General features: G+C 62.1%; 20 protein-coding genes and 1 pseudogene. 13 read left to right on the forward strand and 8 right to left on the reverse strand.

Annotated elements, in window-relative coordinates; all coding sequences use genetic code 11:
- Window positions 1–59: 59 nt before the first annotated feature.
- Window positions 60–2990, forward strand: a complete 2931-nt coding sequence (locus D3250_RS02525) for an FAD-binding and (Fe-S)-binding domain-containing protein (protein ID WP_225973095.1) — start codon at window positions 60–62, stop codon at window positions 2988–2990.
- On the opposite strand, the gene D3250_RS02530 is transcribed toward D3250_RS02525, so the two are convergent.
- From D3250_RS02530 to D3250_RS02540, 3 genes are all read right to left on the reverse strand, one after another.
- Window positions 2942–3754 (reverse strand): HAD-IIA family hydrolase, encoded by an 813-nt coding sequence (locus D3250_RS02530; RefSeq protein ID WP_119901765.1) that lies wholly within the window; start codon window positions 3752–3754, stop codon window positions 2942–2944. The two genes, D3250_RS02525 and D3250_RS02530, sit on opposite strands and share 49 nt — an antisense overlap.
- 346 nt (window positions 3755–4100) lie before the next feature.
- The gene (locus tag D3250_RS02535; protein WP_119901766.1) at window positions 4101–4457 is read right to left on the reverse strand and encodes a non-heme iron oxygenase ferredoxin subunit; all 357 of its coding nucleotides are present in this window, start codon (window positions 4455–4457) and stop codon (window positions 4101–4103) included.
- Window positions 4458–4472: 15 nt separating this feature from the next.
- Complete coding sequence (locus D3250_RS02540) at window positions 4473–4859, reverse strand: RNA-binding S4 domain-containing protein (RefSeq protein ID WP_119901767.1); 387 nt, start codon at window positions 4857–4859, stop codon at window positions 4473–4475.
- 746 nt (window positions 4860–5605) lie between these two features.
- Here D3250_RS02540 and D3250_RS12170 point away from each other — a divergent pair.
- A pseudogene (locus D3250_RS12170) lies at window positions 5606–6310 on the forward strand (M23 family metallopeptidase); the annotation flags it as partial.
- 11 nt (window positions 6311–6321) lie between these two features.
- On the opposite strand, the gene D3250_RS11895 reads toward D3250_RS12170, so the two are convergent.
- Window positions 6322–6558 carry a hypothetical protein gene (locus D3250_RS11895; protein ID WP_225973161.1) on the reverse strand — a complete coding sequence of 79 codons (237 nt, stop codon included), beginning with the start codon at window positions 6556–6558 and terminating at the stop codon, window positions 6322–6324.
- A gap of 55 nt (window positions 6559–6613) precedes the next feature.
- Here D3250_RS11895 and D3250_RS12215 point away from each other — a divergent pair, with 55 nt between their 5' ends.
- A complete protein-coding gene (locus D3250_RS12215; protein ID WP_438830129.1) occupies window positions 6614–7090 on the forward strand; it encodes a transglycosylase family protein in 477 nt (158 codons plus the stop codon).
- Here D3250_RS12215 and hisD read toward each other — a convergent pair.
- Entirely contained in the window at window positions 7087–8394 is a 1308-nt protein-coding gene (gene hisD / locus D3250_RS02550; RefSeq protein WP_119901769.1) for a histidinol dehydrogenase, read from the reverse strand. The genes D3250_RS12215 and hisD overlap by 4 nt on opposite strands.
- 30 nt (window positions 8395–8424) lie before the next feature.
- Between hisD and D3250_RS02555 the strand changes: the two genes are divergently transcribed.
- Complete coding sequence (locus D3250_RS02555) at window positions 8425–9903, forward strand: mechanosensitive ion channel family protein (RefSeq protein ID WP_158583049.1); 1479 nt, start codon at window positions 8425–8427, stop codon at window positions 9901–9903.
- 122 nt (window positions 9904–10025) lie between these two features.
- Window positions 10026–10799: an AMIN-like domain-containing (lipo)protein gene (locus tag D3250_RS02560; protein WP_147383464.1), complete on the forward strand. Its 774-nt coding sequence runs from the start codon at window positions 10026–10028 to the stop codon at window positions 10797–10799.
- Between the two features lie 46 nt (window positions 10800–10845).
- Here D3250_RS02560 and D3250_RS02565 read toward each other — a convergent pair whose 3' ends face one another.
- Window positions 10846–11670, reverse strand: a complete 825-nt coding sequence (locus D3250_RS02565) for an SDR family NAD(P)-dependent oxidoreductase (RefSeq protein WP_119901772.1) — start codon at window positions 11668–11670, stop codon at window positions 10846–10848.
- 89 nt (window positions 11671–11759) lie between these two features.
- On the opposite strand from D3250_RS02565, the gene D3250_RS02570 reads away from it, so the two are divergent.
- The gene (locus D3250_RS02570) at window positions 11760–12182 is read left to right on the forward strand and encodes a hypothetical protein (protein ID WP_119901773.1); all 423 of its coding nucleotides are present in this window, start codon (window positions 11760–11762) and stop codon (window positions 12180–12182) included.
- Here D3250_RS02570 and D3250_RS02575 read toward each other — a convergent pair.
- Window positions 12179–12967, reverse strand: a complete 789-nt coding sequence (locus tag D3250_RS02575) for an MBL fold metallo-hydrolase (protein ID WP_158583050.1) — start codon at window positions 12965–12967, stop codon at window positions 12179–12181. The genes D3250_RS02570 and D3250_RS02575 overlap by 4 nt on opposite strands.
- A 73-nt stretch (window positions 12968–13040) precedes the next feature.
- Here D3250_RS02575 and D3250_RS02580 point away from each other — a divergent pair, with 73 nt between their 5' ends.
- Both D3250_RS02580 and D3250_RS02585 read left to right on the forward strand, forming a co-directional pair.
- Window positions 13041–14159 carry a glutathione S-transferase family protein gene (locus tag D3250_RS02580; protein ID WP_119901775.1) on the forward strand — a complete coding sequence of 373 codons (1119 nt, stop codon included), beginning with the start codon at window positions 13041–13043 and terminating at the stop codon, window positions 14157–14159.
- Window positions 14160–14241: 82 nt separating this feature from the next.
- Window positions 14242–15033 carry an SGNH/GDSL hydrolase family protein gene (locus D3250_RS02585; RefSeq protein ID WP_119901776.1) on the forward strand — a complete coding sequence of 264 codons (792 nt, stop codon included), beginning with the start codon at window positions 14242–14244 and terminating at the stop codon, window positions 15031–15033.
- 7 nt (window positions 15034–15040) lie between these two features.
- On the opposite strand, the gene D3250_RS02590 is transcribed toward D3250_RS02585, so the two are convergent.
- Window positions 15041–16318, reverse strand: a complete 1278-nt coding sequence (locus D3250_RS02590; protein ID WP_119901777.1) for an aspartate aminotransferase family protein — start codon at window positions 16316–16318, stop codon at window positions 15041–15043.
- A gap of 167 nt (window positions 16319–16485) precedes the next feature.
- Here D3250_RS02590 and D3250_RS02595 point away from each other — a divergent pair, with 167 nt between their 5' ends.
- The 5 genes from D3250_RS02595 to D3250_RS02615 all read left to right on the forward strand — a co-directional run bounded on the left by D3250_RS02595 (window position 16486) and on the right by D3250_RS02615 (window position 22466).
- Window positions 16486–17961 (forward strand): NAD-dependent succinate-semialdehyde dehydrogenase, encoded by a 1476-nt coding sequence (locus D3250_RS02595; protein WP_119901778.1) that lies wholly within the window; start codon window positions 16486–16488, stop codon window positions 17959–17961.
- 279 nt (window positions 17962–18240) lie between these two features.
- The gene (dnaK, locus tag D3250_RS02600) at window positions 18241–20106 is read left to right on the forward strand and encodes a molecular chaperone DnaK (RefSeq protein ID WP_119901779.1); all 1866 of its coding nucleotides are present in this window, start codon (window positions 18241–18243) and stop codon (window positions 20104–20106) included.
- 13 nt (window positions 20107–20119) lie between these two features.
- Window positions 20120–20944 (forward strand): nucleotide exchange factor GrpE, encoded by an 825-nt coding sequence (locus tag D3250_RS02605; protein ID WP_119901780.1) that lies wholly within the window; start codon window positions 20120–20122, stop codon window positions 20942–20944.
- 54 nt (window positions 20945–20998) lie between these two features.
- Entirely contained in the window at window positions 20999–21958 is a 960-nt protein-coding gene (locus tag D3250_RS02610) for a DnaJ C-terminal domain-containing protein (protein ID WP_119901781.1), read from the forward strand.
- Between the two features lie 82 nt (window positions 21959–22040).
- Complete coding sequence (locus D3250_RS02615) at window positions 22041–22466, forward strand: heat shock protein transcriptional repressor HspR (RefSeq protein WP_119902258.1); 426 nt, start codon at window positions 22041–22043, stop codon at window positions 22464–22466.
- Window positions 22467–22486: the final 20 nt, after the last annotated feature.

Here is a 22486-nt window from a genome sequence, read left to right on the forward strand (position 1 = left end):
GGTACAGTGCAACTCACACCAGGGTTGCAGATTGTTGACAATGTGGGAGGCCGTTGAAGGTGACTATCACCGCTGATTCCGCCACGACCGCCAGGGGTGACTCCGTGGAGCTTATTGCCGCGCTGCGACGGGCGGGGGTCTCCCGCGTCGACGGTTCAGAGCTGGCTCGGGGCATGTATTCCGCTGATGCCAGCCTCTACCGTGTAGTCCCGCAGGTGGTGGCCCGGCCTCAGCATGTTGACGAGCTTCATGCAGCCCACCAGGTCTCGCGTGAACTTGCTGTCCCGCTGACCCTGCGTGGTGCCGGGACCTCAATTGCAGGCAACGCTGTCGGCGAAGGGATCGTGCTCGACACTCGGGATCTGAAGAAGATCATCGACATCGATCCAGGGTCCCAGACGGCGCGGGTCGAACCCGGTGTGATCCACGCTGACCTGCAGCGAGCCGCAGCACCGCAGGGCCTGCGCTTTGGCCCAGATCCCTCCACCCACTCCCGTTGCACTATCGGGGGGATGATCGGCAACAACGCCTGCGGATCTCGTGCCCTAGGGTACGGCCGCACCGCGGACAACATCGAGGCGGTTGAGGTCCTCTTCGGCAATGGGGAGACAGCTCGGCTTGATTCCGGCTCCGACTCGGCATCGGGCTCCACAGCGGGTCGACTGCTGCAGCTCGCCGAGCAGAACCTGGCCCACATTCGCACCAACTTCGGCCTTTTCGGACGGCAAGTCTCCGGGTACAGCCTGGAGCACCTGCTGCCTGAGAACAGAGGGCGCATTGAACGTTTCTTCGCAGGTACCGAAGGAACTCTCGGGACCATTCTGGAAGCCACCGTGAACCTGGTGCGCGATGACCCACACCGGCGGCTGATGGTGCTGGGGTTCCCTTCCGTTGCCGAAGCCGCCGACGCTGTCCCGAATATCCTGACCGCCGGCTCAGGCCAACTCATCGCCTGTGAGGGCATGGACTCCCGGTTGGTCGCCCTGGTCCGCGGGGCGGGACGGCGCGTCCCCACACTCCCAAGAGGCGAGTCGTGGCTGTTTGTGGAAACAGTCGGTCAGGATGCCCTCGAGATTCTGAACGAAGTCAGAAGTGCCTCCGGTGCGCTGGGATATCGCCTGATTGAAGACTCCGATGAGGCGGCTGCCCTGTGGAGAATCCGTGAGAACGGCGCCGGGTTGGCGGGCATCAGTTTGGCCACCCCGGCCCACTCAGGGTGGGAGGATGCCGCTGTGCCGCCTGAGCACCTCGGTCGATGGATGAGGGAGTTTGAGGCCCTCATGACGGAGTTCGGTCTCCAGGGCTACCCGTATGGCCACTTCGGTGACGGGTGCATCCACTGCCGCATCGATTTCCCCTTCAAGCACGGCGATCCAGGAAGCACCGGTGTCTTCCGGGAGTTCTTAGCAGCCTGCGCAGAACGGCTGGCCGCCTACGGGGGGTCCCTGTCTGGGGAGCACGGTGACGGACGGGTCCGCTCCGAACTGCTGCCGACGATGTACAACGAAACCTCGATGGCCTTGTTTGCGCAGGCGAAAGCCATATGTGACCCCGAAAACCTACTTAACCCGGGGATCATTACCGCCCCTGATGGCCGCTCCATAGCTTCGCAGACCGCGCACCTGAAGCCAACCCAACCTAAACAGGACCTGCCCTGGCCGGGAATGCTCATGACCCATGACTCAGGAGACTTCGGAGCTGCCGCCCATAGATGTTCCGGGGTGGGTCGTTGCGTGGCCCCCAAGACCAACGGCGTGATGTGCCCGTCCTACCTGGCGACCCGAGAAGAGAAGGACTCCACTCGAGGGCGTGCACGAATCCTGCAGGAAGCTATGGACGGAACGCTCATCAAGGGGCTGGCCGATCCCGCGGTACACGAGGCGTTGGACCTCTGCCTGTCCTGTAAGGGCTGTGCCAGTGACTGCCCGGCCGGAGTGGACATGGCTGCCTACAAGGCAGAAGCGCTTTACCAAACCTATGACCGAGACAAGGACGGACAGCCCAAGCGGCGACTGCGGCCGCGCAGTCACTACATCCTGGGTAGGCTTCCGTTCTGGGCAAAGCTCGCCAGCCCGCTGGCGCCGGTGGCCAACGCCACCATGAAACTGCCTCCTGTAGCGGCACTTGCCAAATGGGTCGCCGGCATTGACCAGCGTCGCAGCGTACCGAAGTTCGCCGCGAAGACGTTTCGGCGCGCATCAAGGTCCACCCAGGCAGCGGTCGGCCAGCCCGACGTATGGGTGTGGGCTGACTCCTTCACCAATCACTTCTTTCCGCAATCCGGTCTCGCTGCGCTCGAGTTCCTCCGCGGTCAGGGACTCGATGTGCGGGTCATTGAAAAACGAGGTTGCTGCGGGCTGCCGTGGATCAGCACCGGGCAGCTGGACCAGGCCAAGAAGCTCATCGAGCAGGCTGCGTCCGTTCTGGAGCCCTATGTTACCTCTGGCGTCCCTGTCATCGGATTGGAACCCAGCTGTTTGGCCACGTTGCGCTCTGACGCCGTAGAGCTCTCGCCGGCGCCGGAGGCGCGAACAGTCGCGGACGGAGTGCTGACCTTTGCGGAGCTGGTGAATCGCCTGGTGGATGAGGGGCGCATCGAACTGCCGGACCTCAGCGGAGTCGATGTCGTCGCCCAGCCGCACTGCCACCAGTCGTCGATCATCGGGTGGGATGTGGATGAGGCGCTGCTGAATATGGCCGGAGCCGAGGTGACCAAAGTTGCCGGTTGCTGCGGGTTGGCCGGGAACTTCGGGGTGGAGAAAGGCCACTATGAAGTTTCAGTGGCCGTGGCCGAAACAAATCTCCTCCCAGCGGTGCGCAGGCAGGCTTCAGGTGACGCCAGAGGTAAGCGAAGGGTGGTCTTGGCTGACGGCATGTCATGCCGGATCCAATTGGACGACCTGGCCGATGTGCCAGCCATCCACCTCGCTGAACTGCTGGCTCAGGCTTCCGAGGCGTCGGCAACCAACGGCTCATCCAGAAGCTCATAGACTCCGTCGATGATGCGGTGCGGCCGGAACGGGTATTGGGAAATGCTCGCCTGTGACGATACTCCAGACATGACCAGAATCGTGTGCATACCAGCTTCCATGCCCGCAACGATGTCAGTGTCCATACGGTCTCCAATCATTGCAGTCTGCATAGAGTGAGCACCAAGGTGGTTGAGCGCCGAGCGGAACATCATGGGGTTGGGCTTGCCCACCACATACGGGTCTGACCCAGTAGCTTTGGTGATGAGCGCGGCGATCGCACCGGTGGCCGGTAGGACACCTTCCGGGCTGGGGCCCGTGGCGTCAGGGTTGGTCACAATGAAGCGTGCGCCATCGTTGATCAGACGGACCGCCTTAGTTATGGCCTCGAAGCTGTAGTTGCGAGTCTCGCCGACGACCACGTAGTCCGGGTCTGTCTCGCTCATGATGAAGCCCGCCTCGTGAAGCGCGGTGGTGAGGCCAGCTTCTCCCACCACATAAGTGCTTCCGCTGCCTTGGCTGGCGTCAGCCTGTTGGGCGAGGAATGTGGCAGTGGCCAATGCCGATGTCCAGATCCGATCCTCGGGGACTACAAGACCTGAATGGCGCAAACGGGCTGAGAGATCCCGAGCTGTGTAGATCGAATTGTTGGTCAACACAAGGTGGGGCAGGTCCTGGCGGCGCCATTGCTCCAGAAGCTCGGCGGCACCAGGGAGTGCTTCATGTTCGCGGACTAGTACACCGTCCATGTCGGTCAACCAGCATTCGATGTGCTCAGCGCTCATCTCTCTATCCTAGGCTGACGCGCCCGTAAGGAAGCTTGACGCCCTGATCGTTCCCTGCAACCAATGATGGAGGTTAGCTCTTGGGGCAAGGATGGCCAGCGCCTAATGTCGCTGCGCACGAGAAAGCTCCCCAGGTGGCCGCGTGAGGGGACGCATGATGGCCAACCGGGGAGCTTCAATCACTCGCACCTTGATGAGGTACTAACTAATATAGGGCTCTACCTTAAAGAACCCCCCGGTGTTTGCTGAACATTATCTGTGAGTTTCTCGCGAGATTTCTGCGAAAGCACAGGCTCAGATGTGGTGCCGAGCCCGGGCGAGCGCAGTTGATCGATGAGGGACGCGGTTAGGACGAGGGATCCGCTTCGGGGTGCGGGACCCCAGGGTGCAGAATGAGGTGCCCGCCCTCAACAGTGACCAAGTGCGTCTTCACGGGTTCGAAGGCCGGGGGAGTCTCAGGGACGCCGGTGCGCAAGCAGAAAACTGCGCCATGCATGGGGCACTCCAGCGTCTCATCTTCTACGAAGCCCTCTGACAGTGCCACCGACTCGTGAGAACACTCGTCATCGACGGCGTAGAAGCCCCCGTCTTCGGCGTGAACTACGGCAATGTCACCCGGGGTGCCGGCCTGCTTGGCTGGGACCTGCAATACCTGGCGCTCTGGAAGTTGGTCTGCTGGGCCAAGATCTACACGTTGTGTCATGGGTCTAGCCTAGCGTCACTCGTTCTTGGTGTAGCCTCGCAGCAGCTCGAGCTGACGCCGCTCCCGCTTGGTTGGGCGCCCGGTGCCGCGCTCGCGTCGGGGTAGGCCCACGTCACGCGGCTTAATCTGCTGCGGCGAAAGATCACGATAGGCCCGTTGGGCTACCGGGGCCCCAACGCGCTTGGCATAAGTATGGACAACTTCCAGAATCACCACATGACCCGGCCTGCTGATACTGACCCGTGTGCCCGGCATGATTTTCCCAGCTGGCTTAATGGTTTCACCCTCGATTTTGATCTTTCCGGCACGGCAGGCGCTGGTAGCGGCCGAACGCGTTTTGAACATGCGAACCGACCACAGCCATGCGTCGACTCGCACGGGTGAACGGGGGCCCTCAGTCATGCCACCAGTCTAGACACGAGAAAGCTCCCCGGGTGGCCGCGTGAGGGGACGCATATTGGCCAACCGGGGAGCCTGAATCACTCGCACCTTCAAGAGGCACTATCTAAGTTACGCAGCATTCTGAACGGAATGCCCCATAGCGACTGGATTTTTCCTATGAGTTTTCCACGCTCCTCAGTAACGGTCTGGTCACAATCTGATGGTGTCGGCGTTGGCGCGGCGAATCTCGAGACTTTCGTTGAAAGAGTAAGGAGCTCAGGGGGCAGCGCGCCGGGCGGGGTGTCCTGCGGTAGTGGCATTCCGCCCTTCAAGCTGCGTTGCCCCCTGATCTCATTCTGCAGTTTTGCGAAGCTGACGCGCGCATGAGTTGACGTCACAGGTTCAGCACAGCTTCAAGCTGGGGTCGAACGCCGCCCTGCCGCGGGCTGTGACCAACTTGTTAACCTGGGCGCGAGCTGACCGGGGGACACGCTCTAGAGTTCCCATCGCTAGCTTCCCCACTTGTGGGCGGCCCCGGACACTCCCACCCGCCCCACCGGCCAGGTGGTGCGAGCAAGGAGTCGTGGCATTCGACTAGTGAGGATTTACTCGTGCCCAAAAAACTACCTGCGGCTGCAGTCGGCGCTTTAGCCGCCGGCCTGACGCTGCCATTCACCGCCGCCGCTGCGGACGCGGCGCCCCACTCTCCCCAGTCCCAACCACTGACGGGCACTGCGGCCCAAGGGTCTGCGTTGTCCAACGGGACTGTGATTACTGCCTCTCGCAGCGCTGGACAATTCGTCCAGCCGCTGACGGGCACCTTCACATTCAGCAGCCCGTTCGGACCGCGGTGCAGCCCGAACCCCGGGGCCTCTAGCTACCATCTCGGTCAGGACTTGGTGGCGCCGGAGGGCACGCCGTTCCGATCGATCGCGGCGGGCACCGTCGTCAGTACCCAACACGGCACCGCCAGCCGAGCCGGACACGTTATGGTTCGGCACAACATCGGCGGCAAGACCTACCACTCGAGATATCTGCACGTGTGGAACGGCACTTCTCACGTGCAAGTGGGTGACTCGGTCCGAGCAGGTCAGACCATCGGTCTGGTGGGGAATTCCGGCGTAAGCTCGACGCCGCACTTGCATCTGGAGATCTGGGAAGGGGCCTGGCACTCTGGCACCGCCCTGGACCCGCAGGTTTTCCTTGCAGAGCGAGGAGTGGACATGCGAGCAGCCGCTGCGCGTGAGTTCCTCCCCAGTGTTTGCGGTGACTCATCCGGATCTGGCGGAACGGGTCCCGCTGGCGGTAGTTCCTCGTCGGGTAGTTCTTCTTCTGGTTCTTCGTCGGGGTCGTCGTCTTCTGGTGGTGCGCGGGTGACTTCGGGTGTGAATATGCGTTCGGGTCCGGGTATGAGTCATAGTGTGGCGCGGATGCTCTCGGCGGGGACTTCTGTGGATGTGCTGGATTCCCGTGGGGGTTGGTATCAGGTGCGTGCTGGTGGGAACACCGGGTGGGTGTGGGAGGACTTCCTGGATGTGCGGTCTTCGTCCTCCTCCTCGTCTGGTTCTTCCTCTTCTGGTAGCTCTTCGTCGGGGTCGTCTTCTTCTGGTAGTTCCTCTTCTGGTTCATCGTCGTCGGGGTCGTCGTCGGGTAGTTCTTCGTCTTCGGGTACCTCCGGGTCGGGTGGTTCAGGGAGCCCCTCGGGCAGAACTGGTCCCACCAGCGGGCAGCATGCGCAGAGTTCACATGGTCCCTACAGCTCGGCCTGGGACCGCTTGGCGCAATGTGAGTCTTCAGGAAACTGGTCGATCAACACCGGCAACGGTTACTACGGCGGACTCCAATTCTCCGCGAGCTCGTGGCGTTGGGTCGGTGGCAGCGGACTGCCCCACCAGGCATCGAAGCAGGAGCAGATTGAACGTGCCTACCAGCTCTGGCAGCGGCAGGGCTGGGGTGCTTGGCCGGCGTGCTCACAGCGCTTGGGACTCACCGGCAACCCCGGAGGGTGGGGTGATTCGTACTTCGACGCCCACGCAGTCACTCAGACAAGTTCCGCTTTCACCTCCGCCGATCAATGGCGAGCGAGCTATTCGGTGCCGCTGCGTGAAGGGCCCAGCTCGAGCGCCGACAAACTAGCCCAGATCCCACGCGGGGAGGTGCTGCGCACCGGCGAACGCCGCGGTTCATGGGTACAGGTGGAGCACGACGGTGACCTAGGGTGGGTCAACACCGCGTACGTGATGAGCGTCTAGGAGTACCTCGCCCGCACCGCTTGGCCGTGTGCGGGCAGGTGCTCGGCCTCCGCCAACGCCATGACGTGCTCGGCCACCTGGGCGAGTCCCTGACGTCCATAGCGGATCACCTGCTGAGAGCGCATGAAGCTTGTGACGTTCAGGCCCGATGAATAGCGTGAGGCTCCGCCAGTTGGCAGTACGTGGTTGGACCCTGCGCAGTAGTCGCCGAGCGAAACGGGTGTGTATGCGCCAAGAAAAACGGCCCCCGCATTGTGGATTCGATCGGCGAGAGCGTCGTCGTCGCTGCTCATGATCTCCAGGTGTTCAGCACCGTAGGCGTTGGCCACATCGACCGCGACGTCCATCGAGTCCACGATTAGCACCGCTGACTGCCTTCCGGCCAGGGACTTCCTGATGCGGTCAGCGTGCTTGGCCGCGTCCGCCTGCTCGCGCACCTGCGTCACGACGCGTTCGGCCAGCTCAGGGGAATCAGTGACAAGCACAGCCGCGGCGAGCTCGTCGTGTTCGGCCTGGGAGACCAGGTCCGCGGCAATAAGGTGCGCTGACGCTGTGTTGTCGGCCAACACCATGATTTCTGTAGGCCCGGCCTCCGAGTCGATCCCCACGGTGCCCTGGACCGCGCGTTTAGCTGCGGCAACAAAGACGTTCCCCGGACCGGTGATCAAAGACACGGGTGCCACATCAACATTGCCGTCATTGCCCCCTGCGCCGAAGGCGAACATTCCTACTGCCTGAGCGCCCCCGACGGCGTAGACCTCTTCTACACCCAGCAGGTGCGCCGCGGCAAGGATCGTCGGGTGCGGCCACCCGCCGAAGTCCCGCTGAGGCGGCGAAGCGATTGCCAATTCTGCCACTCCGGCCACTTGGGCGGGCACCACATTCATCACCACTGAGGACGGGTACACCGCCTGGCCGCCGGGCACATAGAGTCCTACCCTCTGCACAGGCACCCATCGATTGGTTACCCGTGAATCAGGGCCCGGCGAGACCTGCGATGCCGCCGGGAGCTGCGCTGAGTGGACCTCCCTGGCGCGCAGGATTAACGCATCCAATGCCTGACGCACTGAAGGATCCAGGTCAGTGAGCGCTCGTGCCAGAATCTTCGGAGGAACCCGCAACGCTTCGGGGCGGACCCCATCGAACTTCTGGGAGAGATCGAGTAGAGCCTCTACTCCTCCGGTCCGGACCTGAGCCAAGATTGGTGTGACTTTCTCCAGAGTCGCGGTGATGTCCTGTTCGGCTCGCGGCAGAGCATCAGCAACATCCAGTGCACGGCCCCGCAGATCGATGGTAGTCAGCATGGACTCTATTGTTCCCTGTCGTGTGGGGAAGTGACCACACATGACGAATCTCGCACACTGGGAGCTGGCCGCCGGGCAACTGAGCGTGCCACAATTTCGGCCATGATCAGCTCCCCCTCTCAGGCAGCGGCCGCGCCCGTGGCCACCCTCACCACGGATGTGGACGAGCACATACCGGAAGAGTTCGAGACGATGGTCTCCGCAGCGGGCCCCTATATGGGAGTCCTCATCGGGGTGAGCTTCTCGGCCCTCGTTGCGCTCATCATCGTCATGGTGGTCTCCACCCTTCTGAAACAGATCTTCCGCCGCAGATCTGTGGTCCGCCGCTCCATCAACCGGACCCGCGCTCCAGGTTTCTGCGTGGTGCTGCTGGCCGGCACCGCGCTCAGTGTTCGCTACGCTGTGGACACGGAGCTGTGGTGGCAGGGCCCAGTCTTTGTGCTTCTGAATATCGCGGTGATCGTCTCCATCGCGTGGTGGGCGCTGCGGGTTGTGAAGATCGTCGAGGCCGTCATTCTGTCCAAGTACATAGGCCAGGGTGAACCCGGTGTGGAAGACCGACGCGGCCGTCGAGTGCAGACCCAGGTCGACTTGATTGGACGTATCCTCGCAGCTGTCATCATCACTGTGGCAGTAGCAGCGGTGCTTCTGCTTAATGAGAGTGTCCGGGGTCTCGGCGCGGGCCTGCTGGCATCAGCAGGCCTCGTCTCCGTGGTGGCCGGCCTTGCGATGCAGTCGACCCTGGCGAATCTCTTCGCTGGGATCCAACTCGCCTTCACCGATTCAATTCGCGTCGGTGACGTAGTGGTCATCGAGGAGAATTTCGGCACCGTCGAAGAAATCACGCTATCCACAGTGGTCATCAAATCGTGGGATGGTCGACGGTTCATATATCCCAGCGCACACTTTGTGGCGACCCCGTTTGAGAACTGGACCCGAGTCGGCACTGAGCTGTTGGGAGTCGTGGAGTTCGATGTCGACTGGAGAGTCCCCACCGAGGCGCTCCGGGGCAGGCTGAAACGCCTGCTGCTCACCACGGACCTCTGGGATGGGCAGACCTCCAATCTGCAGATCACTGAGGCCACAGGGGGTCATGTGCAAGCGCGTGTGGTCGTCTCGGCACGCGATTCCGGGGAGCTTTGGGACCTGCGCTGCCTGATCCGCGAAGACCTGGTCAACTTCCTCCGAGCTGAACACCCCTATGCGGTCTTGACCCGACGCATGCTCATGACCAATGAAGAAGCTTTAGCAGGCGGACCGGAGTCCATCGCCACCGGCCAGGTCAACACCGTCTCAGCGGCTCCGCAGCAGCGCGTCACGGACAAAGGGGCCCAGCACGCCCAGCGGTCGAGCACCGAGCTTCCGCCGAAGGCAGCGGGGCCGTCCACGCAGTTCCCCGTGGAGGAGGGGCTCTTCACCGGATCCATCTCCGCTGTTGAGCGGAATCGTGAGTTCTCCGGGCCCGGCGAGGAAGCCTACCGAGAGCGTAAGGACCGCCAGAAGGACTGATAACAACCCTGCAACACTTCGGTTGCAATGTGGCTACAGTCGTTGATCTGACTGTCGGGTCAGCGCAAGTGCCATTACCGTATGCAGGCAGACCTATGTCAGCCATATGAATGGATCTCCCCGTGGACGACGCACCGCAGAGGACCGTGCCACCTGCCGCTTTCGCCGCAGCACTGGCGGCGTGCCTGCTCGCGGCGGGCTGCACCGGTGACGGGGCCGAGGAGCCCCCGGACGCGCAGGAGGCTGCTGCCACCGTAGAACAGCCACCGCTCGATGAGCCGACCGGCGAACCCCTCCCCACAACCGCAGAGGACCAGGCCGCCACAGTAGAAGGCGAGGAAGAGGAGCTTCCTGAGGCATCAGCCTCTGAGACCCCGGAGGAAAATGCGGAGCAGGGATCGGATAGTGAGCAGGATGTGCTTGACGTCACTGAGTTCTCCGCTGAACCGCTTCAATCATATGGATTCCCCGACTTGCTGACAGAGGTTCCCGAAGATTCACATCTCCTGCTGCAAGAAGTGCGTGTGGGGATCCATGAGGGATATCACCGGATAGTGTTCGACCACGCGGGAGCGGGGGCGCCCGGCTGGTCCGCCGAATACGTAGGTGAAGCGGTGGAACCTGGGTCTGGCTTTCCCATTGAGATGACTTCCGACGCCCTCCTCTACATTGGAGTGGTCGGGTTAGAACCCGGTAACGCAGGCGAAGAGCAGGGGCAGCTTGAAGTGGCAGATTGGATTGACTCGCAGGGCACTGTCTTCTCCGAGGTGGTCACCACATTCGTACATCACGGCACCGCCAGCTATTACGTCGGTCTCGACACTGAGCGTGAGTACCGGGTCTCCGTGTGGGAGCATACGGATGGGCCACGGCTGATTATCGACGTTCTGGTCTGATCCCCGGGGCACGCAGCGGCTTTGGCTGGCCCCCAACGCCCCCTTCTCAGGTTCTCGCGTTAACCGCTGCGGCGCCGGAGGCCTCATTCTCGACCTCGGGACCGGGGAAGTTCGCGCGTCGGTCGGTGGCCCACTGCACTACTGAACCGGGCATGTACTTCAGTCCCGCCGATAGTGCACGGTACTGGGCTGACGGAATGCACACCGCGGCTCCTTGCGCATTGGCGGTCAAGCCCTGGCGAACCACATCCTCAGCGTCCAGCCACATCCACTTCTTGGCCCCGCTGATTGTAATGCCCGAGCGTTCGTGGAACTCCGTCCGGACCAGGCCAGGACACAGTGCCGTCACCGTGACCCCCTCGGGCTTCAGCTGAGCGTGCAACCCTTTGGAGAAGTTCACCACCCATGCCTTGGCTGCCGAATAGGTGCCGGTTGCAGCGAATCCGGCCACCGAAGCGACGTTGATGATTCTCCCAGCGCGTTGGGCCGTCATAGCGCGGGCAGCTGTGTGGCAAAGCTCCATGGGGGTCTGCACATGCAGTCGAAGCAGATCACGCTCATCCTGCAGAGTGGTGTCGAGAAAGCCGCCGGCCAGCCCGTGACCCGCATTGTTAATCAGCAGGTGTACCGGGTAAGCGGGATCAACAAGTCTTTCCTGAACGGCGCCCACCCCATCGTCAGTGGTCAGGTCGGTGACCAATGTCTCGGCGCGAATCCCGTACTGGGCTTCCAACGACTCTGATTGGAGTTCCAGGCGGTGTTCGGTCCGGGCGGCCAGCACCAGGTCATAGCCCTGGGCAGCCAATTGGCGTGCGAAGGCAGCCCCCAATCCTGCTGTGGAGCCGGTGATTACTGCGGTATGGGTTCCCATAGGAATATCGTAGAGGTCCAGGAGTACTGGCAGCGACTAAAACACTCAGCCCAAGTTCAGACGAATGTGGGAATGGCGGAGGAGACACAATGCGGTGGAGCAGACGGGGTGAATGGGGACCGGACCTCTATGGGGGACCCCGACTGCGCCCAGACCAGTGGGCGCCTCTGGAGGCTCGAATTATCGCAGCGGATATTGACGCAGCCGAACGCGCGGTCGAAGAGCTCACCGGTTTTATGGACTTCTTCAGGGAGGACATAGACGGCACCCCCATAGCCGGCGTCACCGATGGACAGTTGGCCGTGACGCATTCTGCCGAGACGGACAGCTTCGGCCGCAAAATGCTGCGGGTGTGGTTCTTTGCCGGCGGTCCCGTGGGACATACCGTGCCGGACGCCTTTGAGCGGCTCCGGAAGGCAGCTAGTTCCCTGGTGGATGAGTTCAACGCCGACGGAATCGAGATACATGAGATCCGTTGGAATGAGCACCCTTACATCAGGCGACCCTTCTAACCGTGCCGGTTGAGGTGGTCTAACTGCGCAGCGGCGATCCGGGTGATGATGCTTGGGTTCAGGCCTGTCCGTTCGCGGTACATCAGTTCTCCGAGCTGCTCGGCCGTCAGCTCACCGTGTTCTTCGAGCAGGGTGCGCGCTTGGTCAAGACGGCCCTGACGGTGGTCCAGGTACGACTCAACCACTGGGCCCAGCCGCTGATGCGCCGGCCCGTGAGCCGGCAGCAGCATGGCGCCGTCGTAGTCGGCTAGCATCTCTAAGGAGTTCAGATAGTCCGTCAGAGTTCCATCAGGGAAGTCCAACATGGTGGTGCCGCGACCGAGCAGTGTGTCACCTGTGAGCATTGCCTGCGCCTCGGGCAGCCAGAAGCACACTGAATCCGAGGTGTGACCGGGGGTGTGCAGGACAGTCAAAGTGGTGCCGCTGCCGGTGATCTGCTCGCGGTCACTCAGCGGGAGTACGGTGCCCTCACCGCCAGGAAGGCAGACATCGGGGTCTGTGCCGCGCACCTCGGCTCCAGTCACGGAAGACAGCAGCTTGGCCGCACCTAGATGGTCCCGGTGGCGGTGAGTGACCAGGATCTGTGCCACGGCTCGTCCAGCCGCGACATCCATGATGCTGCGCACATGTTCCGGATGGCCCTCGGGACCTGGATCCACAACGATCACACTGTCAGCCGCTGGGTCTCCGAGAAGGTAAGTGTGTGTGCCCTCCAGTGTCATCGGGGAGGGGTTGTCACAGGTGACCACTTGCACTGCGGAGGGTAACGGCATCGGTGTCGTCATGCTCCCCAGCTTATGCCCGGAGGCTAGCGCTACGCTGGTCACGACGTGGTTCCACGACGGAAGAGAGCTGAACATGAGTGACCCGCAGAAGAAGTCTGAGCCCGAACACTCCACCAAGGGTGCATATGTCACGGGCGGGGAGTTCACCCGTGACACCAACTACATCGAAGATCGTGTGGTCGCTGATGTGGAGGCAGTGCGGAGGGCTCCGCGGGAAGAATCGTCGAACATCGGTGACCCGCGCATCGCAGGACTCACCGAGAACGCAGAGGCCTGGCCTGTTGAGGCTGGTCGGTACCGACTGGTGGCCGCCCGAGCGTGTCCCTGGGCGCACCGGACCATCATCGTTCGGCGCCTTCTCGGTTTGGAGGAGGCGATCTCGCTAGCAACCCCGGGTCCGGTGCACGATGCGCGCTCGTGGACCTTCGACCTCAGTCCGGACGGACGCGACCCAGTGTTGGGGACTGAGCGGCTGCAGGAGAACTACTTCCAACGATTCCCCAACTATCCCCGTGGAATCACCGTCCCCGCGTTGGTAGATGTCTCATCGGGTGGGGTCGTCACAAACAATTACCCTCAGCTGACGTTCGACTTGTCCACGCAGTGGCAGAAGTACCATCGCTCAGGGGCACCGAATCTGGTGCCCGGTGATCTGGTCGACGACATGCTCCCAGTGATCAAGAGAATCTTCACTGAAATTAACAACGGGGTCTACAGAACTGGGTTTGCCGGGTCCCAAACGGCATATGAAGAAGCCTACGGCCGCTTGTTCGCAGCGTTGGACTGGGCGGAGGAGCGGCTCGCGAACAGCCGGTATCTCATGGGCGATCACATCACTGAACCGGACATTCGTCTGTTCACCACGCTGGTGCGCTTCGATCCGGTGTACCACGGCCACTTCAAGTGCAATCGCAATAAACTGACCGAATTTCCGAATTTGTGGGCCTATGCCCGCGACCTGTTCCAGACTCCGGGCTTCGGCGATACCGTCGACTTTGACCAGATCAAAGACCACTATTACGTGGTGCACGAAGATGTGAACCCAACGCAGATCGTGCCGCTGGGCCCGGACCTGCAGAACTGGGTCTCTCCGCACGGTCGCGAGAAGCTGGGCGGGTCTCCTTTCGGTGCCTCCACTGCGCCCGGCCCACTCTCTGCTGAGGAGACGCCCCCTGGCGCCAACCCGATGTAGAAGCTCTGCACCTGGCTAGAGCAGTTTTGCCCACGCGCGGTACAGTGGCGGAGGTATCGACGTACAGGAGGATTACGGGGTCATGGCAGCACACGATGAGCTCGACGGGCCGTTCGCGAAGCGGTACGTCGCTCTGGGGGACTCATTCACTGAAGGAGTGGGCGACATTGATCCGTCCAGTCCCAATGGAGTGCGCGGTTGGGCGGATCGGGTTGCCGCGCAGCTGATCGAAAATGACGATTCCTGGGGTTACGCCAATTTGGCGATCCGGGGCAAGAAGTTTCAGCAGGTCCTCGATGAGCAGCTCGATGCTGCTATCGCGCTCAGTCCCACACTGGTCACGTTCTACGCAGGGGGGAACGACATCCTGCGCCCGGTGGTCAACCTCGACGGGATCATGGAACGTTATCGGTGGGCCCTTCAGAAACTGGTCGATTCGGGAGCGCGAGTAGTGGTCTTCACCGGCTTCGATTCAGGCAAAGCCCCAATGTTCCGCGCCACCCGCGGCAGAACTGCGATCTACAACGAGTACGTGAGAAAGTTCGTAGAGGACCTGGACCTGGACTTGGTCGATTTCTGGCACATGAAGCAGTTTCAGGACTGGCGATACTGGGACCCGGACAGGATGCACCTCGGCATCGAAGGTCATATTCTCATGGCCAAGGAAGTGCTCAAAGTGCTCGGGGAGAAAGACGGCATAGACGAGCCGGAGCTTCAGGATCCTCCTGTCTCGTCCTTACCCGGGCGGATCTTCGCGGAAGCTGTGTGGACCAAGGATTACTTCTATCCCTGGGTCAAGCGCCGAGTGGCTGGCAGGTCTTCTGGTGACAATATGTCGAACAAATACCCCAAGCTCACCCATCGCATCTGGTGACCCGGAGCTAGCCGAGGACTGAAGCTACAGCGTCTGAGAATATCCCTGCAGCGTCGTGAACCTGCTGCTCAGTCACGACCAACGCGGGAATGAAGCGGACCACCTCAGTCCACGGTCCGCAGGTCAGCAGCAGCAGTCCGCGCTGGGCCGCTGCCTTCTGGACGGCTGCAGCGGTGGCGGCGTCAGGGCGGCCCTCAGAGTCAGCAAACTCCACCCCGATCATCAGTCCCAGTCCCCGGACATCGACGATGTGTGGATAGTCAGCGGCAATCCCGCGCAGCGCTGCTCGCAGCTGCTCACCGCGTGCGTCTGCGTTGGCCACCAGGTTCTCTTCAGCGATGACGTCAAGCGTGGCCAGCGCGGCGGCACACGCCACAGCATTCGCTCCGTAGGTTCCGCCCTGGGATCCTGGCCATGCCTCCTCCATGATCTCGGTGCGCGCGGCAATCCCGGAGATGGGGAAGCCGGAAGCGATGCCTTTGGCGAACATCTGAATGTCCGGGGTGATCGGCGCGTCCTCTCTCCGGAAGTGGTCCAAACCCCAGAACTTGCCGGTTCGGCCGAAGCCGGTCTGCACCTCGTCCACTACGAGCAGTATGCCGTGTCTGTCCGCGCGCTCCCTGAGTCCGGCGAAGAACCTCTCGTTACCCGGAACATAGCCACCCTCGCCTAGCACAGGCTCGATGAGGAACGCTGCGGTGTCGGCGGGGCTCGACTGAGTCTGCAGCACCAGGTCCAGCTGCTGGAGGGCAAAATCGGTGATCTGCTCCTGATCCCAGCCCAGGTTTCGGTACAGCGACGGGTTCGGGAATGGGGAGACGACGACGCCTGACATCAGCGGTGAGAACCCGGCCTTGAACTTGGTGCCGGAAGTTGTCATCGACGCAGCAGCCACGGTGCGTCCGTGGAAACCGCCTTGAAACACGACAATGTTGGGACGCCCCGTAGCTTGACGCGCCAGTCGGAGAGCCGCTTCGGCTGCCTCTGAGCCAGAGTTCGCGAAGAAGAGTGAGTCCAGGCCTGCTGGCAGCACCTCACCTAGCTTCGCGGTGAGCTGCTGCAGCGGCTTGTGCATGATCGTCGTGTACTGGCCGTGAATCAGGTTCCCCACCTGACGCTGAGCAGCCTCGACCACCTTGGGGTGGCAGTGTCCGGTGCTGGTGACGCCGATGCCGGCAGTGAAGTCCAAGTGACGTGTGCCAGCTTCGTCGTAGAGGTAGACCCCTTCTCCGTGGGTTGCCACCACGGGTGTCGCCTGCTTCAACTGCGGGGAGAGGTGAGCCACGGAGTACTCCTTTTCGGATTGTTGACAATCTTTATCCTGGACTAGGCTACCTATCAAAGCACGCAATGTCACAGGGTGCGCAGCCGATGCCGGTGAAGCGCCTTCGGTCACCGCAGCGGTTCATTGTCGGCTGCTGAGTTCATCGTCAAAATTCAGGAGGAAGTTCAATGTCTTCAGCGTCCCAGGAGCGTGAAGCTCGCGTAGTCGATGCCGCGCCGAAGCAGCTCTACATCAACGGCCAGTGGCGGGACGCGCGCCAGGGCCGGGTGCTTGAGGTCCGCGATCCATCGACCGGGAGTCTGCTGTGCACGGTAGCCAATGCCTCGCCTGAGGACGGCCGGGACGCGCTCGAGGCCGCGCAGGCTGCCCAGCAGGGCTTCGCCGCAATGCCTCCTCGTCAGCGTGCCACCATCCTCATGCGAGCCTTCGAGCTGATGCACGAACGCAAAGATGACCTGGCGCTGCTGATGACCCTTGAGATGGGCAAGCCATTAGCTGACGCAGCCGGAGAGGTGGTCTACGCTGCGGAGTTCTTCCGTCATTTCGCCGAGGAGGCCACGCGCATCAGCGGCGGCTACCAGGATGCCCCCACCGGGAACGCACGATTCCTGATTCGGCAGGAGCCGGTGGGGCCATCGCTGCTCATCACCCCCTGGAACTTTCCGCTCGCGATGGGAACCCGAAAGCTTGGTCCCGCTATTGCCGCCGGCTGCACCTCGGTCCTCAAACCGGCCGAGCTGACGCCGCTGTCTATGTTGGCCCTTGCCCAGATCCTCGAAGACGCTGGAGCACCTCCTGGTGTAGTGAACATTGTCGTCACCTCCACCGCGGGCCAAGTGATGGAACCGCTGATCCGCTCAGGAATCGCCCGGAAGCTCTCCTTCACCGGGTCCACCCAAGTGGGCAAGAAGCTGTTGGAGCAGTGCGCTGACAAGGTGCTCCGGACCTCCATGGAGCTCGGTGGGAACGCCGCCTTCGTGGTTTTCGAGGATGCTGACGTGGATAAGGCAGTTGACGGAGCGATGCTGGCGAAGATGCGCAATTCAGGGGAGGCCTGCACTGCGGCCAACCGGATCTTCATTCATCGAAGCGTCCTCCAGGAGTTCTCTGAGAAGCTGGCCCAGCGCATGGGGGAGCTCAAGGTCGGTCGCGGTGTCGACGAGGGTGTCCAGGTAGGGCCCATGGTGGACGCCACTCAGCTGGACAAGGTCAAAGAGCTGGTCGATGACGCGGTGGGGGCCGGTGCCGAGGTTGTCGTCGGCGGCGAGGTTGCTCCCGGCGACGGTTACTTTTACCAGCCCACCGTGCTGCGCGACGTGCCTCGGGAAGCACGTATGTGGACTGAGGAGATCTTCGGCCCAGTAGCGCCGCTGACGCCCTTCGACAGTGAGAAGGAGGTGGTCGACCTGGTCAATGACACTGAGTACGGCCTGGTGAACTACGTATACACCAATGACCTCAACCGGGCGCTGCGGGTGGCTGAAAGCATCGAGTCGGGCATGGTGGGGCTCAATCAGGGGGTCGTCTCGAATCCGGCCGCGCCCTTTGGCGGCATGAAGGAGTCCGGACTGGGCCGCGAGGGCGGAGATACCGGAATCGACGAGTTCCTCGAGACCAAGTACATTGGCATCGCGATGGCCTGAATGAACCTCCGAATCAGGGTCCTGTTGAGGTGTCCGGACACTCTAGGACCCTGATGCCGCAACAGGGTTCTGAAGTCTGGGTGAGAGTGAGGAAACCGCGCGAAAGTGGGCGTGGGAATAGCCGCGCTGGGGTCGTCGTTGGAATGCCTGAAAAGCAAAGTTGAGCGAAGTTGACTCAAGTCGGTTTGACAAGGGTCAGCTCAAGTTCCAGACTTGAGTCGAACTCGCTCAACAGCGAGATGCATTGCTTTCAAGGAAATCCTCACGAAAGGAGCCCGGATGTCCCGCGCAGTCGGAATCGACCTCGGAACCACAAACTCAGTAGTCACCGTCCTCGAAGGCGGAGAGCCCACTGTCATTGCCAACGCTGAAGGCGCCCGCACCACACCCTCAGTCGTGGCCTTCTCCAAGTCCGGCGAAGTGCTCGTCGGTGAAGTGGCACGCCGTCAGGCGGTGTCCAACCCGGACCGCACGATCGCCTCTGTCAAGCGCCACATGGGCACTGACTGGGAGACCGAGGTCGACGGCAAGAAGTACACAGCGCAGGAGATCTCCGCTCGTACACTGATGAAGCTCAAGCACGACGCCGAGTCCTACCTGGGCGAAGACGTCGCCGAAGCCGTCATCACCGTTCCTGCGTACTTCAACGACGCAGAGCGTCAGGCGACCAAAGAGGCCGGTGAGATTGCCGGCCTGAAGGTCTCCCGCATCGTCAACGAGCCGACCGCTGCGGCGCTGGCTTACGGGCTGGAGAAGGGCAAGGAGGACGAGCAGATCCTGGTGTTCGACCTTGGCGGCGGCACCTTCGACGTCTCCCTGCTGGAGGTCGGCAAAGATGAGGACGACTTCTCCACCATCCAGGTGCGCTCCACCGCCGGCGACAACCGGCTCGGCGGTGACGACTGGGACCAGCGCATCATCGATTGGCTAGTCGCCCAGGTCAAGCAGAAGGAAGGCGTTGACCTGTCCAAGGACAAGATCGCCGTCCCCCGCCTGAAAGAGGAAGCGGAGCGCGCCAAGAAAGAGCTCTCCTCCACTTCCACCGCCAACATCAATATTCCCTACGCCACCCAGCATGATGGTTCACCGGTGCACGTCAATGAGACGCTTTCCCGGGCCAAGTTCGAGGATCTCACCTCCGATCTGCTGGACCGGACCAAAAAGCCGTTCAACGATGTCATTCGAGAAGCAGGCATCAAGATCTCCGAGATCGATCACGTGATCTTGGTCGGTGGCTCGACCCGCATGCCCGCTGTCGCCGACCTGGTCAAGCAGTTGGCAGGCAAGGAAGCCAACAAGTCCGTCAATCCGGATGAGGTTGTCGCAGTCGGCGCTGCCCTGCAGGCTGGTGTGCTGGCCGGTGAGCGCAAAGATGTCCTGCTGATCGATGTGACTCCGCTGTCCCTTGGCATCGAGACCAAGGGTGGAGTGATGACCAAGCTCATCGAGCGCAACACCGCGATCCCCACCAAGAAGTCGGAGGTGTTCTCCACAGCTGAGGACAACCAGCCGTCCGTGGCCATTCAGGTTTTCCAGGGCGAGCGCGAATTCACCCGCGACAATAAGCCGCTGGGGACTTTTGAACTGACCGGCATTGCACCGGCGCCGCGCGGAATGCCGCAGATCGAAGTCACCTTCGACATCGACGCCAACGGCATCGTCCACGTTTCCGCGAAGGACAAGGGCACCGATAAGGAACAGTCGATGACCATTACCGGGGGCACCTCCCTGGAGAAGGAAGACATCGACCGCATGGTGGCCGACGCTGAGAAGCACGCGGAAGAGGATAAGAAGCGCAGGGAGGCCGCCGAGCGTCGAAATGCGGCTGAGGCTTCGGCATACTCTGTGGACAAGCTGCTCAAGGAAAACGCCGAGAAGCTGCCTGAGGACGTCAAGAATGAGGTACAGGCCGATGTGGACGCCCTCAAGCAGGCCTTGGAGAACACCGACAATGAGGATGAGGTCAACGCAGCCTATGAGAAGCTGCAGGCTTCCCAGGTCAAGATCGGTGAAGCCCTCTATGCTCAGGGTGCAGAGTCCACCCCTGGTGCCGAGGAGGCACCTGCCGGTGAGGCCGGCGGCGAAGACGAGGACATCGTTGACGCCGAGGTCGTGGACGAGGACGACGACGCCGAGAAGAAGTAAGGAGTCCTAGTCGATGGCCAAGGACAGGTACAACCCTGAAGCGACAGAACCAGCTGAACCTATTCGCTTCACCGACAAGCGTCGGTTCGACCCCGAGACCGGCGAACCCCGCCAGCCGGCTGAGGGCGAAGCCACCGTGGAGGATCGCGAAGCCGCGGCGGCGGACCCCTCAGCGGATCCGCTAGCCGAGGCTGAGCGCATTCTGGCTGACGCTCCGGACGAGTCGCATGAAGCACCGCACGCTCATGAGGAGCCCGCCGGTGAGGACCGCGACCACGAGCCGGCGCTTGAGGGGGCTCCGGAGGTTCTTGAGGACCCCGAGCTTCGCGAAGTGCCCTTGGGTGAGGCGATCGGCGGCGGGGAGACCGAGCCGGCAGAGCGCATTCAAGCCGCCGAGCAAGCACTCGAGGACTCAGGATATGACCGAGAGGCAGAACTGGAGGACGGCCTCCGCCGAGTGCAGGCTGAGTACGTCAACTACCGGCGGCGCGTCGAGCGTGACCGTTCCGTCGAGAAGGAACGCGTCAAAGGTCAGCTCATCTCCGACCTGATGCCTGTCCTCGACGACATCGCCGCGGCCAGGCAGGCCGGGGACCTCGAAGAGGGTCCCTTCGCCCATATCGCTGGTCGCTTGGAGCAGATCCTGACTCATCAGGGTCTCACCCCGGTGGGCGAGGTGGGGGAGGAGTTCGACCCCAACGAGCACGAGGCGATCATGCAACAGCCTCACCAGGAGGTGGAGGCGGACCGGATCGCTATCGTGGTCCGAGCCGGCTACCGCTTCAATGACCGGCTGCTTCGCGCAGCTCAGGTCATCGTGTCCGCAGGTCCAGAATAAGCAGGAGAGAGGAGGGAGACGCCGACCTGAAAAGGTAGGGGGTCACACAGAACCATGGCTTCACAGGATTGGATGAACAAAGACTTCTACAGCATCCTCGGCGTCTCCCAGGACGCGACCGCCGAAGAGGTGAAGAAGGCCTACCGCAAGTTGGCCCGCCTGCATCACCCAGATAAGAATCCGGGCGACGACGCCGCTGAGCAGCGCTTCAAGGACATCTCTGAAGCGCACTCGGTGCTCTCTGACCCGGAGGAGCGGCAGCAGTACGATGCCATCCGGGCAATGGGTTCGGGAGCCCGCTTCTCAGGCAGTCCAGGGGGCAACGGCGGCGGTTTCGAGGACATCTTCGGCGGGCTCTTTGGCCAAGGCGGTTCACCCGGCACTGCCGGAGGACGCTTTGGAGGTGGTTTTGAAGACATCTTCGGCGGCATGGGCGACCGATTCGGCGGACGCTTCGGGGGCGCATCCCCCAAAGGCGGCGACCGGACGGCCAAGACCACGATCTCCTTCAAAGGGGCGGTGCGCGGAACGACTGTTGGGTTACGCGAAGCCTCTGGCAATGTGATTGACGTACGAATACCAGCTGGCATCCGGGAGGGGCAGAAGGTCAGGGTCAAAGGCAAAGGGCAGCAGGGCCCAGGAGGCGCTGGTGACCTGCTCGTGGAGGTCTCAGTGCAGGACCACCCGTTCTTCGAGAGGGACGGAGACCACATCCGCATTCATCTGCCGGTCACCTTCGATGAGGCCGCCTTGGGCGCGACTGCTGAGGTTCCCACAATCCACGGGGAGAAGGTCAAGATTCGAATCCCCGCCGGTTCCAGCACCGGTAAGACTCTGCGGTTGAAGGGACACGGCATTCGCCGAAAGAAAAGCTCCGGGGATATGCGCGTTGTAATCGACGTCGTCGTCCCGCAAGAGTTGAACGAAGAGGCCGAGGCTGCTGTTCGATCCTTCGCTGAGGCAACACGCGGGGTGAACCCCCGGGAAGGCCTGGAGGCTAAGGCCGCGTTGTAATAGGTGAAGGGAGGTGGAACACGTGTCATATGGCAAAGTGCGCATCCGGGAAAACGTTGCTCAGTACGGTGACGACCCGCGAATGCTGACTGCCACACATCGCCACGATCCGCTCTTCGTCATCTCTGTGGCGGCCGAGCTTGCAGATATGCACCCGCAGACTCTTCGCCAATACGATCGGTTAGGACTGGTCACCCCGCGACGTCAGGGCGGGCGGCATCGTCGCTATTCCCCGTACGACATTGAACAGCTGCGACAGATCCAACAGCTGAGCCAAGAGGGGGTCTCGCTCGAGGGCATTCGCAGGGTCATCGCCCTGCAGAATCGCGTCGAGGAGCTCGAAGAGCAGGTCGGTGATCTGCGCCAGGCGCTGCGTCAGGCTCACCGTGAGTCCGGCCGTTCCCGCGTCTTCGCTGTGGGCTCTCGCGGTGACGTGGTTACTGTCGCTCGAGGTCAAAGGCCTCGCCCGAGCGGGCGGGAACTCATTGTCTGGCGATCCTCCAGGTAGTGTTCTGTGCCGGTCCGCGA

Source organism: Nesterenkonia natronophila (genome assembly GCF_003595215.1).
In the GTDB taxonomy this organism is placed as follows: domain Bacteria; phylum Actinomycetota; class Actinomycetes; order Actinomycetales; family Micrococcaceae; genus Nesterenkonia; species Nesterenkonia natronophila.